This window comes from Rhodococcus sp. NPDC006774 (genome assembly GCF_040636045.1).
Taxonomy (GTDB): domain Bacteria; phylum Actinomycetota; class Actinomycetes; order Mycobacteriales; family Mycobacteriaceae; genus Rhodococcoides.
The window spans coordinates 106,903-122,550 of sequence record NZ_JBEYIW010000014.1; the positions used below are offsets into that span (position 1 = coordinate 106,903).

Consider the following 15,648-nt stretch of genomic DNA (forward strand, 5'->3'; position numbering starts at 1 on the left):
CTCCCTAGGGCGTCGCCACCAGACCCAGCTCGGCATCCGAGGCCAGACCGTGGTGATGAGGTAGCACCCGCACCGTGTATCCCACCGTGCCGCTGTGCGGCAGCCGCGTCTCGCCCGCATACACGTGCTCGCCGCCGTCCGTTCCCACGTGCGTCATGGCCGTCGTGCGAATGTCGGTGAGGTTCTCGTCCTCGTCGACGCGTCCCACGACCGCCTGCACCACCACGTCCGACGCGTCCAAGCCGCCGAGATCGACGTTGGCGCGCAGCGAGAGCTCAGCACCGATCACCGGAGTGTCCGGCAGACCCTCGCTGTCGACGCGGGTGACTTTCACTGCGCCCCAGGCCTGTTCGACGCGGCGGCGGTACGATGCGACATCCGTGGCACCGCGGTGATCATCGGCCGATGCCGCGCGCGCGGATTCCGCTGCGGGCGCGTAGTAGCCCAGCGTGTAGTCCTGAACCATTCTCGACGCCAGCACTTTCGGGCCCAACTGCTCGAGCGTGTGCCGCACCATTTCGATCCAGCGGCTCGGCACACCGTCGTCCCCGCGGTCGTAGAACTTGGGTAGCACTGCCTGTTCGAGTAGTTCGTAGAGTGCAGCGGCTTCGAGATCGTCGCGGCGGTTGTCGTCGGTGACGCCGTCCGCGGTGGGAATGGCCCAGCCGTTCTCGCCGTCGTACATCTCGTCCCACCACCCGTCGCGAATCGAGAGGTTCAGGCCGCCGTTGAGCGCGGACTTCATGCCCGAGGTGCCGCACGCTTCGAGCGGTCGCAACGGATTGTTCAGCCACACATCGCATCCCCAGTACAGGAATCGCGCCATGGACATGTCGTAGTCGGGCAGGAACACGATGCGGTGCCGTACGTCGGCCTGATCGGCGAACCTGACGATCTGCTGGATGAGCGCCTTTCCACCGTCGTCGGCGGGGTGCGACTTGCCCGCGACCACCAGCTGGACCGGACGAACCGGGTCCAGCAACATGGCGCGCAGCCGCTCGGGTTCGCGGAGCATCAGGGTCAGGCGCTTGTAGGTCGGCACCCGTCGCGCAAAACCGACGGTGAGTACGTTGGGATCGAAAACATTTGCTGTCCAACTGATCTCGGCCTCGGTCGAGCCGCGTTCGAGCGCCGAGCGCCGCACCCGGCGCCGTACCTCGTCCACCAGTTGCGCGCGCAGGGCGTTGCGTGTGGACCACACCTGATCCGACGACAGCGGCCCCGGCTCCCCCTCTGCCCATTCCCGAGCAGACCACGTCGGAGCGTGGACGCCGTTGGTGACCGATCCGATAGGCACCTCGGATGCGTCGAATCCCCGCCACAGGTCGTTGAACATCTCGCGGCTGACGATGCCGTGCAGCTTCGACACACCGTTGGCGCGTTGTCCCAGACGCAACCCCATGTGCGCCATGTTGAACACCGACGCGTCGCTCTCGCCGCCGAGGGCGAGGATTCGATCCATCGGCAGACCCGGCAGCAGCGCCGAGTCCGCACCGCCGTCCGCACTACCGAAGTAGTGCCGCACCAGATCGGCCGGAAACCGGTCGATGCCGGCGGGGACAGGGGTGTGGGTGGTGAAGACGGTGCCGGCCCGCACCGCCGCCAGCGCCGCGTCGAAGTCCAGGGTTCCGGAGGTGACGAGTTCGCGGATGCGTTCGACGCCCAGGAAGCCGGCATGGCCCTCGTTCATGTGGAACACCTCGGGATCGGGCAGTCCGTGGGCACGGGTGTAGGCCCGGATCGCTCGAACGCCGCCGATACCGGCGAGTATCTCCTGCTTGATGCGGTGGTCCTGGTCGCCGCCGTACAACCGGTCGGTGACCCCACGCAGCTCCGGGTCGTTGTCGGCGATGTCGGAATCGAGCAGCAGCAGCGGGACGCGTCCCACCTGGGCGATCCACACCCGTGCCCGCAGAACCCGAGATCCGGGCATCGACACGTGGATCAGCACCGGTGAGTCGCCGTCGTCGGTAAGCAATCGCAGCGGCAGACCGTGCGGGTCGAGTGACGGATAGCGTTCGGCCTGCCAGCCGTCGGCCGTCAGCGATTGGCGAAAGTAGCCCGAGCGGTAGAGCAACCCGACACCGATCAACGGCAGTCCCAGGTCGGAGGCAGCCTTGAGGTGGTCGCCGGCCAGAATCCCGAGGCCGCCGGAGTAGTTGGGCAGCACCTCGGTGACGCCGAACTCCATCGAGAAATACCCGATGCCCGACGGCAGAGCACGTCCCTCGGCCAGTTCGTTCTGGTACCAGAGCGGACGGGCGAGGTAGTCGTGCAGATCCGCCTCGGCGGCGTCCAGCTCGGCCAGAAAGCGCTCGTCGGCCGCGAGTTCCTCGAGCCGCGCCGGTGCGACGGCTCCCAGCACGGCCACCGGATCGCGCTCGAGTTCGGTCCACAACAGTGGATCGATGTGCTCGAACAGATCCTGCGTCGACGAGTGCCACGACCACCTGAGGTTTGTCGAGAGCTCGGCGAGGGCATTCAAGCGGGCGGGAAGGTGGGCTCGGACGGTGAATCGGCGCAAAGCTTTCACAGGGTCGAACCCTACCCACGGACACCTGTGTCGATGGGCGGCTTGCACGAAATCTGCTCCACGGTGCCCGTCACGGGCAGTATGCGTCGGCGCACGCGCCATCTGCATTGCTGCATTACGGTTGACGAATAGAAGCACACCAATATCGGTTCGATCAGAGGTTGCGCCCGCGCAGCCATACCTCTAGCGAAGAATGGAGTGTGAAGTGACAGGTCGACTTGGTATCGACAATGTCCTTCCAGATACGACGACCGGGAAGTACCCCGCGAAAGCGGTGGTGGGCGAGACGTTTCCAGTCTCCGCCGACGTCTGGCGCGAGGGTCACGACGCGGTGGCCGCGACACTGTCGGTGCGCGGACCGGGAGGCAAACTCGAACGCATCCCGATGACACCGGGCCGCGAACCCGACACGTTCGACGCGGTGTTCGTCCCCTCTCGGCCGGGTTACTGGATCTGCCGCATCGAAGCGTGGAGCGATCCGATCAGCACCTGGCGCCATGCCGTCGAAGCCAAGCTCGGAGTGGGCCAGAGTGCTCACGAGCTCGCGAACGATCTCGAGATCGGGGCGCGGCTGTTCCTGCGGGCTGCCACCGGTGTTCCTGCCGAGAGCAGGCAGATGCTGGCCGATGTCGCGGCCGCGTTGCGCGACACCGATCGCCCGCTGCCTGCCCGGGTCTCCTCCGCGTTCGCGTCGTCGGTCGCCGAGTTGCTGTTCGCTCACCCGCTGCGCGAACTGGTGACTCGTTCTCGCGCGGTCAACGTGTGGGTCGATCGCAATCTCGCCCTCAACGGTGCGTGGTACGAGTTCTTCCCTCGGTCCACCGGCGGATGGAACGAGGACGGCTCTCCTCGACACGGCACGTTCGCGACGTCGATCGAGCAGTTGCCCCGCATCGAGCGGATGGGATTCGACATCGTCTACCTGCCGCCGATCCACCCCATCGGCACCATCAACCGCAAGGGCCCGAACAACACGTTGACCCCCGGTCCCGAGGACGTCGGATCGCCGTGGGCCATCGGCTCCGAGGACGGCGGGCACGACGCCATCCATCCGGAACTGGGCACCGAGGACGATTTTCGCGCGTTCGTCGCCGCCGCACAGGAGCACCACCTGGAAGTGGCCCTCGATCTCGCCCTTCAGGCTGCTCCCGACCATCCCTGGGCTGCAACACATTCCGAGTGGTTCACGGTGCTACCGGACGGCACGATCGCCTATGCCGAGAATCCGCCGAAGAAGTACCAGGACATCTACCCGGTCAACTTCGACAACGACCGACGTGGCATCTACGAAGAAGTGCTGCGCGTGGTCCGATACTGGATCTCTCTCGGGGTCAAGGTCTTCCGAGTCGACAACCCACACACCAAGCCGCCGGACTTCTGGGAATGGCTCATCGCCGAGGTCAAGAAGACCGATCCGGACGTGCTGTTCCTCGCCGAGGCGTTCACTCGACCGGTGCGCATGTACGGGCTGGCGCAGCGCGGCTTCACGCAGTCGTACACGTACTTCACCTGGCGTACCGCCAAGTGGGAGCTGACCGAGTTCGCCGAGGAGCATGCTCGACGCGCCGACGACGCGCGGCCGAACCTGTTCGTCAACACCCCGGACATCCTGCACGAGAGCCTGCAACACGGCGGACCCGGAATGTTCGCTCTCCGAGCAGCTCTCGCGGCGACGATGGCACCCACCTGGGGCGTCTACTCGGGCTACGAGCTGTTCGAGCACCAGGCCGTGCGAGAGGGCAGCGAGGAATACCTGGACTCGGAGAAGTACCAGTTGCGCCCACGCGATTTCGAGGGTGCGCTGGCCCGCGGCGAGTCGCTCGAGCCCTGGATCACCACGCTGAACGCGATTCGGCGTGCGCATCCGGCGCTGCAGCAGCTCCGCAACATCCACTTCCACACCATCGACAACGAGGCGCTGATCGGCTATTCCAAGTTCGACCCGCAGACCGGTGACTCGATCCTGGTGGTGATCAACCTCAATCCCTTCGGAGCCGAAGAGGGCACCATCCACCTGGACATGCCTGCCCTCGGCCACGACTGGCAGGACACCCTCACGATCAAGGACGAAGTGAGCGGCGTCCACTACGACTGGGGCCACACCAATTTCGTCAGGCTCGAGCCCTGGACGTCGGTGGCGCACATCTTCACGCTCCCCCACATCCCGTACCCGGCTCGTATCGAACTGGCCTACCGCGGCAACCGAAAGTGAGTGGATTCAACGTGACCGAGAATCCGAGAACACCCGAAGACACCGTCGCAGCCCCGTCCGACAACGATCTCGACCTCATCGCTGCCGGGCGGCACTACAACCCGCATTCCGTCCTCGGTGCCCACCCGGTGCCGGGCGGAACGGCGATCCGCGCCCTCAAGCCCGACGCCGAGAAGGTCGTCGCCCGCGTCGGTGGCGTCGACCACGAGTTGACCCACGTCGCGCACGGAGTCTTCTCGGCCCTGCTCCCGTTCGAGGACCTGATCGACTACCGCCTCGTGGTGACGTGGCCCGGCGGACACGTCTCCGAATCCGCCGACGGATACCGCTTCCTGCCCACTCTCGGCGAACTCGATCTGCACCTGTTCGGCGAGGGCAGGCACGAGCGTCTGTGGGACATTCTCGGCGCGCACCAACAGTCGTATGCGACTCCGGACGGTGCCGTGACCGGCACCTCGTTCGCGGTCTGGGCCCCCGCAGCGCAGGGCGTCACCCTCGTCGGCGACTTCGACGGCTGGACCGGCCGCAGCTGGCCCATGCGCGTACTGGGCTCGACCGGTGTGTGGGAGCTCTTCGTTCCCGACATCGCGCCGGGCGCACTGTACAAGTTCCGCGTCCACGGTGCCGACGGTTCGGTCAAGGACAAGGCCGACCCGATGGCCTTCGCCACCGAGATCCCACCGTCGACGGCCTCGGTCGTCACCGCGTCCTCGTACACCTGGAACGACGAGTCCTGGCTCGACACCCGGGCCGGCATCGAGCCGACGCAGGCACCGATGAGTGTGTACGAGATCCACCTGGCGTCCTGGCGACCGGGTCTGGGGTACCGCGAGCTCGCCGAGCAGTTGGCCGAATACATCACCGAAACCGGATTCACCCACGTGGAGCTGCTCCCGGTCGCCGAGCACCCGTTCGGCGGATCCTGGGGTTACCAGGTGACGTCGTACTACGCACCGACATCGCGCTTCGGCAGCCCCGACGATTTCCGTTACTTCGTCGACCACCTCCACGGTGCCGGAATCGGCGTCATCGTCGACTGGGTTCCCGCGCACTTCCCCAAGGACGAATGGGCCCTTGCCCGGTTCGACGGCGGCCCACTGTACGAGCACGGCGACCCACAGCGCGGCGAGCAACTCGACTGGGGCACTTTGGTGTTCGACTTCGGGCGCCGTGAAGTGCGCAACTTCCTGGTCGCGAACGCGCTGTACTGGATCGACGAGTTCCACATCGACGGACTGCGCGTCGATGCCGTCGCGTCGATGCTGTACCTGGATTACTCCCGCCCCGAGGGCGGCTGGTCGCCGAACATCTACGGTGGCCGCGAGAACCTCGAGGCCGTGACCTTCCTGCAGGAGATGAACGCAACGGTGCACAAGAAGCACCGCGGCGTCGTCACTGTGGCCGAGGAGTCGACGGCATGGCCTGGCGTCACCCGCCCGACGAACGTCGGCGGACTCGGGTTCAACATGAAGTGGAACATGGGCTGGATGCACGACACCCTCGGCTTCCTCGGGCGTGATCCCATTCATCGCAGTTACCACCACCACGAGATCACCTTTTCTCTGGTCTATGCGTGGAGTGAGAACTACCTTCTCCCCATCAGCCACGACGAGGTGGTGCACGGCAAGGGCACGTTGTGGACGCGGATGCCGGGCGACGATTACGCCAAGGCGGCCGGCCTGCGCGGCATGCTCGCCTACATGTGGGCGCACCCCGGTAAGCAACTGCTGTTCATGGGACAGGAGTTCGGGCAGACCCGTGAGTGGTCCGAGGAGCGTGGCCTCGACTGGTACCAGATCGACGAGGAACCTCTGCACAACGGCGTCAAAACCCTTGTGTCCGATCTCAACTCGACGTACAAGTCCCACCCCGCACTGTGGACGCTCGACACGTCGCCGAGTGGATACTCGTGGATCGACGCCAACGACACCGAGAACAACGTGCTGAGCTTTCTGCGGTACGGATCCGACGGTTCGGTCATCGCGTGTATTTTCAACTTCTCCGGAAACGAGCACGGCAGCTATCGTGTGGGACTACCGGAACCCGGCCGTTGGACAGAGATCCTCAACACCGACGCAACGGAGTACGGGGGCTCCGGCGTGGGCAACCTCGGTGAAGTGACGGCAACATCGCACTCGTGGCACGGTCGACCGGCGTCAGGCCAGGTCGCACTACCCGCCAACGGGGCGATCTGGATAAAACTGGAGCGATAGATGAGTGGCGGCCGCACACCCCGACTACTGGCCGCGGCCGCCACTGCAGGGTTGCTCCTGCTGACCTCGTGCGCGCAGACCGTCGGTGGGAACGCGGTGTCGATCTACGAGAACCCGTTCACCGTCGCAGGACTCCCGGTCACGAGCGGACCGAGCGGGCCGCGTCCGGGAGTCCCCGATTCGACGATCGAGGTGGAGAACGCCGAGGGCACCGACTCGGACATTCTCGCCACCAACGCGATCGACGACATCCAACAGTTCTGGGCCGAGCAGTACTCCAGCTTGTTCAAGGGGTCGTTCACCCCGGTCTCGAATGTCGTCTCGTGGGACGCGTCCGAGGACGAGGGATCGGGTATCAGATTCTGCGGAGACCGAACCGGCGGCATCCCCAACGCCGCCTACTGCACCCGCGACGATTCGATCGGGTGGGATCGGACCATTCTGCTCCCGGCTCTGGTCGACGCATTCGGACCGATGTCGGTCGTGATGGTGATCGCCCACGAATACGGCCACGCCATTCAGCATCAATCGGGGCTCGTCGGCGACGACACCCCGACCATCGTGGCCGAGCAACAGGCCGACTGCTTCGCCGGCGCGTTCATCCGCCACGTCGCCGAAGACGATGCGCCGCACTTCACGATCAACACCTCGGACGGACTCAACGGCGTACTCGCCGCGACGGTCGCCGTGCGCGACGTCGATCCCAACGATCCCGAATCGGTGCACGGCTCGGCATTCGAGCGCGTCACCGCCGTGCAGATCGGCTTCACCGACGGCGCGGCGGCCTGCACCGGCATCGACGAGGCCGAAATCGATTCGCGTCGAGCATCGTTGCCGCAGAAGTTCAGCGATCCCGACGACTCCGGTGAGCTACCGGTGACCGAGGATTCCCTCGGTGCCTTCACCCGATCCTTCGAGAAGGTGTTGCCCGTCGCCGATCCGCCGACCGTCGACTATTCCGGTTCGGCCACCGGATGCACCGACGCAGAGGCCACCGCACCGGTGTCGTACTGCCCGGCGACCAACACCATCGGTGTCGACGTCGAGGGCCTCGCCGAGCAGGGAATGCCCGAGACTCCCCGACGCGGAGACATCCTGCCGCTCAACGTTTCCGGCGACTACAGCGCCTACGTGCTGTTCGCCTCGCGCTACACGCTCGCGGTGCAGAAGGAAGCGGGCCAGACGCTCGACGATCCGCAGGCCGCCCTACGCTCGGCCTGCCTGTCCGGAGTGATCACCTCGGCGATGAGCGTCGAGAGCGGAACGACGGACCTCGAAGTCTGGCTCTCCCCCGGTGATCTCGACGAAGCCGTGTCCGGACTGCTCAACGACGGCCTCGCCGCCAGCGACGTCAACGGTACGACGCTGCCGTCCGGCTTCTCCCGAGTCGATGCGTTCCGTTCGGGAGTTCTCGGCGGCAAGGATCGGTGCGACGCGCGCTACAGCTGAGTGCCGCTGTCAGTACAGGGCGGACGCGAGTTTGCGCCGCGCGGAGACCACAAGAGGATCGGCCGAGTCGAACAACTCGAACAGCTCGAGCAGACGGGTGCGCAGCGCAGTGCGGTCGTCGCCTGCGCTGATCTTGATCCCGTCGATCAGACGAGCGAAGGCCTGTTCCGGTTGCTGACCGGCCATCTCGGCGTCCGCTGCATCGATCCGAGCCTGCACGTTTCCGGCGTCGGCGTCGGCGATTGCAATCGCGTCCGGTGCCAGGTTCTGCACACGGGCCAGGAACTTGACCTGACGCAGAGCGGCAACGGCCTCGGTGTTCTTCGGTTCGGCGTCGATGATGGCCTGATAGGCAGCTTCTGCCTTGTCGAAATCACCGTCGTCGATGGCTTCTTCGGCTGCGACGATCCGCGGATCCTCGATCTCGGGTTCCGGTTCGGCAGCCGCCGCCCCGGGAGGCCCGGTGAGCTTTCCCGCAGTCGCCTGCTCGACCGCTTGTAGCCACTGACGCAGCTGCTCGTCCGACTGCGTTCCCTCGAAGTCGGCGAGGGGCTGGCCGGCTGCAACGGCAACCACCGTCGGAATGGCTTTCACACCGAACGCCTGCGCGATCTGCGGATTGGAGTCCACGTCGACCCGCGCGAGCACCCACGTACCCGCGGCTTCCACGGCCAGCTGTCCGAGCTGACGCGTCAACGCCTGGGACTGCGGCGAACGCGCCGAACCCAGGTCGACGATCACCGGTACCTGCGTCGACCGCTGCAGAACCTCGGCCTCGAACGTAGCCGCAGTCACGTCGACGATCGGGGCCAGACCTCCCGCGTCGCCCCCGGATTCGGCCGCAGGTGCAGGTGCCGGACGGTCCTTGAGAACGGACAGGTCGACGGCACCGGCAATGGATGCGGGAACGACGGCTGACGGGCGGGCGGGAGGACGGGAACCGGGTCGAGTCACGCCCTACAGTTTGTCACTAACACGATGCGTCATCCACTGGCGGGCGGTCAGGACAGAACCTTCGCGTCGGCGGCGGGCCGGCCGGTGCTCAGCTCGGCGAGACGGCCGGTACGCGCGGCCCAGATCTCGAAGACGACGGTGCCGAACGGGGGAAACGCCGCAACGAGCGCCAGCAGGGTTGCCTTGACGTCCCACTTGAGCTTCACTGCCGTCAACACGGCGACGGCCAGATACACCACGAACACGCCACCGTGGATCGGTCCGAAGATTTTCACGCCGATCTCGTTGCCGTCGGCGGGGATGTACTTGAACGCCATCCCGATCAGCAGTCCCAGCCAGGTGAACGCTTCGAGCACAGCGATGAAACGGAAACGTTTGGCCGTGCTGCTCAGGTCGAAGAAGTTGGTCATGCCCGCTATTGTGCCCGTTTTGCTACGACAGAACGTAGTGGCTCTGGTCTCACCAACGACCAGAGCCACCGACGCGCTATTTCTTGGGTACCCGAACGATGAGGGCGTCGCCCTGTCCACCGCCGCCGCACAGTGCGGCCGCGCCCACTCCGCCGCCGCGTCGCTGCAGCTCGAGAGCCAGATGCAAGGCGATGCGAGCGCCGGACATGCCGAGGGGATGTCCGATGGAGATCGCTCCGCCGTTGACGTTGACGATCTCGGAGTCGATGCCGAGTTCGCGGGTCGACGCGATTCCGACCGCTGCGAACGCCTCGTTGATCTCGACGACGTCGAGGTCCTTCGGGTCGATGCCTTCCTTCTCGCACGCCTTGGCGATCGCGCGAGCAGGCTGCGACTGCAGTGTGGAGTCCGGACCGGCCACCACTCCGTGCGCGCCGATCTCGGCGAGCCAGGTCAGTCCGAGCGACTCGGCCTTCTCCTTGCTCATCACCACGACGGCGGCGGCACCGTCGGAAATCTGCGACGCCGAGCCGGCGGTGACGGTGCCTGCCTTGTCGAAGGCGGGGCGGAGCTTGCCGAGGGAGTCGACGGTGGTGTCGGCGCGAATGCCTTCGTCTGCGGTGAACTGGATCGGCTCACCCTTGCGCTGCGGAATCGACACCGGGACCACCTCGTTGTCGAAGACGCCGTTCTTCCAGGCCGCAGCAGCTTTCTGATGCGACGCGGCGGCGAAGGTGTCCTGCTCCTCGCGAGTGATGACCTCGGTGCTCTGGTTGCGCTGCTCGGTCAGTGCACCCATGGCCTGATCGGTGAAGATGTCGTACAGCCCGTCGTAGGCGAGGTGATCACGCATGGTGACATCGCCGTACTTGAATCCGGCCCGCGACTTCTCGAGCATGTGCGGTGCCTGGGTCATCGACTCCTGACCGCCTGCGACGACGATCTCGAATTCACCGGCGCGGATCAGCTGGTCGGCCAGTGCGATGGCGTCGACTCCGGACAGGCACACCTTGTTGATCGTCAGTGCAGGCACGGTCATCGGGATACCAGCAGCAACCGCAGCCTGACGGGCCGGAATCTGGCCGGCACCAGCGGTGAGAACCTGGCCCATGATGACGTAGTCGACCTGATCCGGCGCGACACCGGCCTTGTCGAGTGCACCCTTGATGGCGATTCCGCCGAGGTCCGATCCCGAGAAGTCCTTCAGGGCACCCGAAAAACGTCCCACGGGCGTGCGAGCGCCGGCGACGATGACTGTTGTGGTCACGATTTCCTCCGAAAGTATGAAGACGGCCTTGTCGAGATCAACGCTCCGACGCCCCCTGCCGATACCGGCCGGGCGGAGCACCGAAACGTAGCTGGCGCTAACGTCATGGCCATGACCTCCAGCACGCAGTCTTACACGGGAGCTCCACTGCGCTCCGATCTGGTGACGGCTATCGATCACGTGGGTGTCGCGGTGCCCGATCTCGACGCCGCTATCGCCTGGTACACCGACCACCTCGGCATGGTTGCGGTGCACGAGGAGATCAACGAGGAACAGGGCGTTCGCGAGGCGATGCTGTCCTTCCCCGGAGCCACCGATAAGTCCGCTGCACTGCAGTTGCTCGCGCCGATCGACGAGTCGTCCACCATCGCCAAGTTCATCGGACGCAACGGCCCGGGACTGCAGCAGTTGGCGTACCGCGTCACCGACATCGAAGAGATCTCGACCGAGCTGCGCGCTCGCGGCGTTCGGTTGCTGTACGACGCTCCGCGCCGGGGCACCGCCGATTCTCGGATCAACTTCGTCCATCCGAAGGACGCCGGTGGCGTGCTCATCGAACTTGTCGAACCGAACCCCGACGCGCACTGATCCAACTCTGTGAATCAGCCGTATGGCTCTCCACTTGACTCACCGGTAAATTGACGGCCATGGCCATCGATCATGAGCGCACTTCCACGGTGCAACTTCCCTTTTCCATCGTCCGGAAGGGGTTCGATCGCGACGAAGTCACCAACTACTTCGAGCGGTTCGACGCCGAGCTCCGGCTGACAACCGCTGACCGTGATGCGGCCGCAGCCCAGGCTCGTGATCTGGCCAAGCAACTCGACGACGCCCGTGACGAGATCGACGAACTGCGCAAGGACATCGATCGGCTGTCGGTTCCGCCCACCACAGCGGAGGGGATGAGCGATCGAATCTCACGGATGCTGCGGCTGGCCTCGGACGAGGCATCCGAAGTACGTGCCAAGGCGCATTCGGAGTCCGAGGAAATGATCTCCGTTGCGCAGCAGGAGAGTGCCCGGCTGCGCGGCCGGCACGAGTCACTGGTGGCCGAACTCGAAGAGCGCCGAACTGCACTCGAAGCCGAACACCAGCAGACCATGGCTCAGGCCCGCACCGAAGCAGCTCGAGTGGTCGAGGCCGCGCAGGCCGAGCGCGACAAGTTGGCCGCCGAATCCGAGGCCAAGCGAGCCAAGGTCCAGGAAGACTTCGAGATCACGATGGCCGAGCGCCGCACCAAGGTGCTCACCGCCCTCGAGGAACTGGAAGCGTCCAGCAAGGCCGATGCTGCTCGCCGCATCGAGGAAGCAACCACCGAATCTGCTCGACGGCTTCAGTCCGCGAGTGAGCAGGCCGAACGACGCATCGCGCACTCGAAAGAACTGGCCGAGGAGCTGCGTGTGCTCCGCAGTCGCGTACTGGCACAGCTGCTCGGAATTCGGGGCCAGCTCGATTCGGTTCCGGCGATGCTCGCCTCGGTCAATCGCGAGAGCGAACTGCTCGACAATCCCGACCCGACGGCCATCCTGAAGAAGGAAGAAGAGAAGGCAGCCGCGAAAGCCGAGGCCGAGAAGGAATCGGCCGACTCGGCGTCCTGATTAAGCAGATCCCCCGCCTGGCCTCCCCCGCTACGACCATCTGCGGGTGAGGCCTCGCGTGTTTCGGCCGGACCAACATCCGGTATGCCAGTGTCTGCGATTGTCGGCACCGCCGAAATCGTCCGACGGCCACGCAACGATGTGTGCGACGCCCGGCCGCACCTCGTGATCACAGCCGGGGCATCGGTAGGTCTTCACGGCCTTGGCACCCGGAACCATCCGCGTCGTGTACGTGTCACCGTCCGGACCGACCTCGACCCTGTTGCCGCCCAACACGGAGTCGGTCGCCGGACGGAGGTCACTCGGGCCGCTCCGAGTCGGTCGGCGGGGTTGGTTACGACGGGGCACCCGTCCAGTGTAGAGAACAGTCCGATTCGTGCCGACAGTCGTCAGAAAAGACGGAACTCGGTACTGTCGGTTCCCCGTAGGACGTCGTAGTCGAGTGTGAGACAACGAATACCGCGATCGGTGGCCAACGTCTTCGCCTGAGGCTTGATGACTTGCGCAGCGAACACTCCGCTGACCGGAGCCAGCAGCGGATCACGATTGAGCAGCTCCAGATACCGAGTCAGCTGTTCGACGCCGTCGATCTCACCACGTCGCTTGATCTCGACGGCCACGGTTCCGCCATCGGCGTTGCGGCACAGTAGGTCCACCGGACCGATGGCCGTCATGTATTCGCGCCGGACGAGCGTGTATCCGTCACCCAAGGTGCTGACGTGCTCGGCCAACAACTCCTGAAGATGTGCCTCCACACCGTCTTTCACCAAACCGGGATCGATGCCGAGCTCGTGACTCGAGTCGAGCTCCACGTCGTCGATGGTGATGCGAAGTTCCTCGCCGGCCTTGTTGGTGACGACCCACTTGATCGTCTCGCCCTCGGTGGTCTCGACCGTCCAGCAGGGCGGAGACATCCAGTTGAGCGGCTTGTAGGCCCTGTCGTCCGCGTGCACGCTGACCGATCCGTCGGACTTGACGAGGAGTAGACGCCGAGCCGACGGGAGGTGTGCGGTGAGGCGGCCGACGTAGTCGACTTGGCAACGAGCAATAACTAGACGCACTCGACCACCTTAAGGCAGGTGCCCCGTTAGTCTGTGACGACCATGCCGCAACTGAGACGATCTGCCGCTCCCCTGGGTTCCCGACTGCTCGGCGACACCTCCGAGTCGCCACGTCGACGACGGATCCGAATTCAGCTGCTGCTGACCGTCTTCTTGGTCCTGTCGAACCTGATCGGCGCAGTCATCGTGGGCGTTCTGATCAGCGTCGTCGTTCCCGGACCGGACGTTCTGGAGATGGATCGCTATTGGTGGGTGAACTTCATCGTCGTCCCGGTGTACGTCTTCCTCGCATTCCTGGTCGGCGTCGTCTGGGGCACCACGAGCGCGCTGAGCAGCCTGCGGTGGGGCATCGAGGATCGCCAACCCACACGATCCGAGCAGGTGGCAACTCTCGCGATGCCGTGGCGCCTGACGCGCATGCAGATAGCGCTCTGGATCGGCGCGTTGATTCTGTTGACCACGATCGACGGCATCATCGATCCTCAGGCGATACCCAAAGTTGCATTCACGATCGCCGCGGGCGGCACAGTCGTCTGCGCGTTCAGCTACCTGCTCAGTGAGTTCGCGCTTCGCCCCATCGCGGCCCGAGCACTCGAGGCGGGTGACCCACGTCGAATCCGTATCGCCGGTGTCATGGGTCGCTCCATTCTGTCGTGGTTGTTGGGAACCGGCGTTCCGGTCTCCGGACTCATGATGATCGCGGTTTTCCGCTTCCTCCGACCCGAGACGAGTGCCAACCAACTCGCCGTGTCCATCCTCGCTCTGGGCGGAATCACCATCGTCTTCGGTTTCGCATTGACCGTCCTCGGGGGCTTCGCGACCACCTCCCCCATCAACAACGTGCGGGCCGGCATGGCAGAGGTGGAGAAGGGCAACATGAATGTCCGTCTCGCGGTGTACGACGGCACCGAGCTCGGGGAACTGCAGAGTGGGTTCAACCGGATGGCCGACGGAGTGCGCGATCGAGAGAAGATCCGCGACCTGTTCGGCCGACATGTCGGACACGAAGTTGCTGAGAAGGCGTTGCAGTCCGAGACCGAACTCGGTGGCCAGGAACGCAACATAGCTGTGTTCTTCATCGACCTCGTAGGTTCGACGGAGCTGGCGGCATCCCGGCCCCCCACCGAGGTCGTGGACCTACTCAACCGATTCTTTGCAGTAGTCGTCGACGAGGTGGACGAACACGGTGGCTTCATCAACAAATTCGAGGGCGACGCGGCGCTGGCCATCTTCGGTGCCCCGAACGAAATTGCCGACCACTGCGGCTCAGCGTTGGCCGCAGCCCGGGCAATTGCCCGACGGCTGCTGGTCGAAGTACCCGAATGCAGTGCCGCTGTCGGTGTCGCAGCAGGTCGCGCCGTGGCCGGCAACGTCGGTGCGAAGTCCCGATTCGAGTACACGGTCATCGGAGACCCGGTGAACGAGGCCGCCCGCCTGTCCGAACTGGCGAAGAACGCTCCAGGAGCGATCCTGGCCTCCAAAACGGCAGTCGACGGTGCCGCGGACGACGAGGCGCACCTTTGGGAATTCGGTGATGCAGTAACCCTCCGTGGACGCTCCGCCGAGACGGTCCTCGCGAATCCGAAGGATGCGAAAGTCGCCGCCGACAAGCCTGTCGCCGTGCACGCCTAATTCCTGTCGACGGTCGTCTCCATCGATGCGGACTCAGCGTCGGCATCGGCCTGCGAATGCGCGCGCGTGTGTCAGGTGCGCGGGGAATAGGTACAGGTCGGGATGCGATTCTGCGCGCGGATGGCGAATGCGCGCGCGTGTGTCGGCATTCATTGGCGGGGTGTGTGGGTGGTTTCGAAATGCAGAACACCCCCAGACCAGTGGTCTGAGGGTGTTCTGGGATGTTGTGTTCGGCGGTGTCCTACTCTCCCACACCCTGTCGAGTGCAGTACCATCGGCGCTGGAGGGCTTAGCTTCCGGGTTCGGAATGGGACCGGGC

At 65.0% G+C, this 15,648-nt stretch carries 12 protein-coding genes and 1 rRNA gene; 6 read left to right on the forward strand and 7 right to left on the reverse strand.

What is annotated here, in order from left to right; translation table 11 throughout:
- Positions 1–4: 4 nt before the first annotated feature.
- The gene (gene glgP / locus ABZ677_RS20185; RefSeq protein ID WP_094635626.1) at positions 5–2,533 is read right to left on the reverse strand and encodes an alpha-glucan family phosphorylase; all 2,529 of its coding nucleotides are present in this window, start codon (positions 2,531–2,533) and stop codon (positions 5–7) included.
- Between the two features lie 205 nt (positions 2,534–2,738).
- On the opposite strand from glgP, the gene ABZ677_RS20190 reads away from it, so the two are divergent.
- The 3 genes from ABZ677_RS20190 to ABZ677_RS20200 are packed head-to-tail and all read left to right on the forward strand — an operon-like array spanning position 2,739 to position 8,407.
- Positions 2,739–4,745 (forward strand): alpha-1,4-glucan--maltose-1-phosphate maltosyltransferase, encoded by a 2,007-nt coding sequence (locus ABZ677_RS20190; RefSeq protein ID WP_094635627.1) that lies wholly within the window; start codon positions 2,739–2,741, stop codon positions 4,743–4,745.
- An 11-nt stretch (positions 4,746–4,756) separates the two neighbouring features.
- Positions 4,757–6,958 (forward strand): 1,4-alpha-glucan branching protein GlgB, encoded by a 2,202-nt coding sequence (glgB, locus tag ABZ677_RS20195; protein ID WP_037193692.1) that lies wholly within the window; start codon positions 4,757–4,759, stop codon positions 6,956–6,958.
- Positions 6,959–8,407 carry a metallopeptidase gene (locus ABZ677_RS20200; RefSeq protein WP_358372588.1) on the forward strand — a complete coding sequence of 483 codons (1,449 nt, stop codon included), beginning with the start codon at positions 6,959–6,961 and terminating at the stop codon, positions 8,405–8,407.
- Positions 8,408–8,416: 9 nt separating this feature from the next.
- Here ABZ677_RS20200 and ABZ677_RS20205 read toward each other — a convergent pair whose 3' ends face one another.
- The 3 genes from ABZ677_RS20205 to ABZ677_RS20215 all read right to left on the reverse strand — a co-directional run bounded on the left by ABZ677_RS20205 (position 8,417) and on the right by ABZ677_RS20215 (position 11,038).
- The gene (locus ABZ677_RS20205; protein ID WP_358372607.1) at positions 8,417–9,304 is read right to left on the reverse strand and encodes a tetratricopeptide repeat protein; all 888 of its coding nucleotides are present in this window, start codon (positions 9,302–9,304) and stop codon (positions 8,417–8,419) included.
- A gap of 104 nt (positions 9,305–9,408) precedes the next feature.
- Complete coding sequence (locus ABZ677_RS20210) at positions 9,409–9,780, reverse strand: DUF3817 domain-containing protein (protein ID WP_170945994.1); 372 nt, start codon at positions 9,778–9,780, stop codon at positions 9,409–9,411.
- A 67-nt stretch (positions 9,781–9,847) separates the two neighbouring features.
- Positions 9,848–11,038: an acetyl-CoA C-acetyltransferase gene (locus tag ABZ677_RS20215; protein WP_037193362.1), complete on the reverse strand. Its 1,191-nt coding sequence runs from the start codon at positions 11,036–11,038 to the stop codon at positions 9,848–9,850.
- Between the two features lie 111 nt (positions 11,039–11,149).
- Between ABZ677_RS20215 and mce the strand changes: the two genes are divergently transcribed.
- Together mce and ABZ677_RS20225 are read left to right on the forward strand one after the other, a co-directional pair.
- Complete coding sequence (gene mce / locus ABZ677_RS20220) at positions 11,150–11,626, forward strand: methylmalonyl-CoA epimerase (RefSeq protein WP_037193696.1); 477 nt, start codon at positions 11,150–11,152, stop codon at positions 11,624–11,626.
- A 59-nt stretch (positions 11,627–11,685) separates the two neighbouring features.
- A complete protein-coding gene (locus ABZ677_RS20225) occupies positions 11,686–12,636 on the forward strand; it encodes a hypothetical protein (protein ID WP_037193363.1) in 951 nt (316 codons plus the stop codon).
- A 30-nt stretch (positions 12,637–12,666) separates the two neighbouring features.
- Here the strand turns inward: ABZ677_RS20225 and ABZ677_RS20230 are convergent, their stop codons facing one another.
- Together ABZ677_RS20230 and nucS are read right to left on the reverse strand one after the other, a co-directional pair.
- Positions 12,667–12,984, reverse strand: a complete 318-nt coding sequence (locus ABZ677_RS20230) for an ATP/GTP-binding protein (RefSeq protein ID WP_358372592.1) — start codon at positions 12,982–12,984, stop codon at positions 12,667–12,669.
- A gap of 41 nt (positions 12,985–13,025) precedes the next feature.
- Positions 13,026–13,697, reverse strand: a complete 672-nt coding sequence (gene nucS / locus ABZ677_RS20235; protein ID WP_032394670.1) for an endonuclease NucS — start codon at positions 13,695–13,697, stop codon at positions 13,026–13,028.
- A 42-nt stretch (positions 13,698–13,739) separates the two neighbouring features.
- Between nucS and ABZ677_RS20240 the strand changes: the two genes are divergently transcribed.
- Positions 13,740–15,329, forward strand: a complete 1,590-nt coding sequence (locus tag ABZ677_RS20240; RefSeq protein ID WP_358372595.1) for an adenylate/guanylate cyclase domain-containing protein — start codon at positions 13,740–13,742, stop codon at positions 15,327–15,329.
- A gap of 228 nt (positions 15,330–15,557) precedes the next feature.
- Here ABZ677_RS20240 and rrf read toward each other — a convergent pair.
- A 5S ribosomal RNA gene (rrf, locus tag ABZ677_RS20245) occupies positions 15,558–15,648 on the reverse strand; the annotation flags it as partial.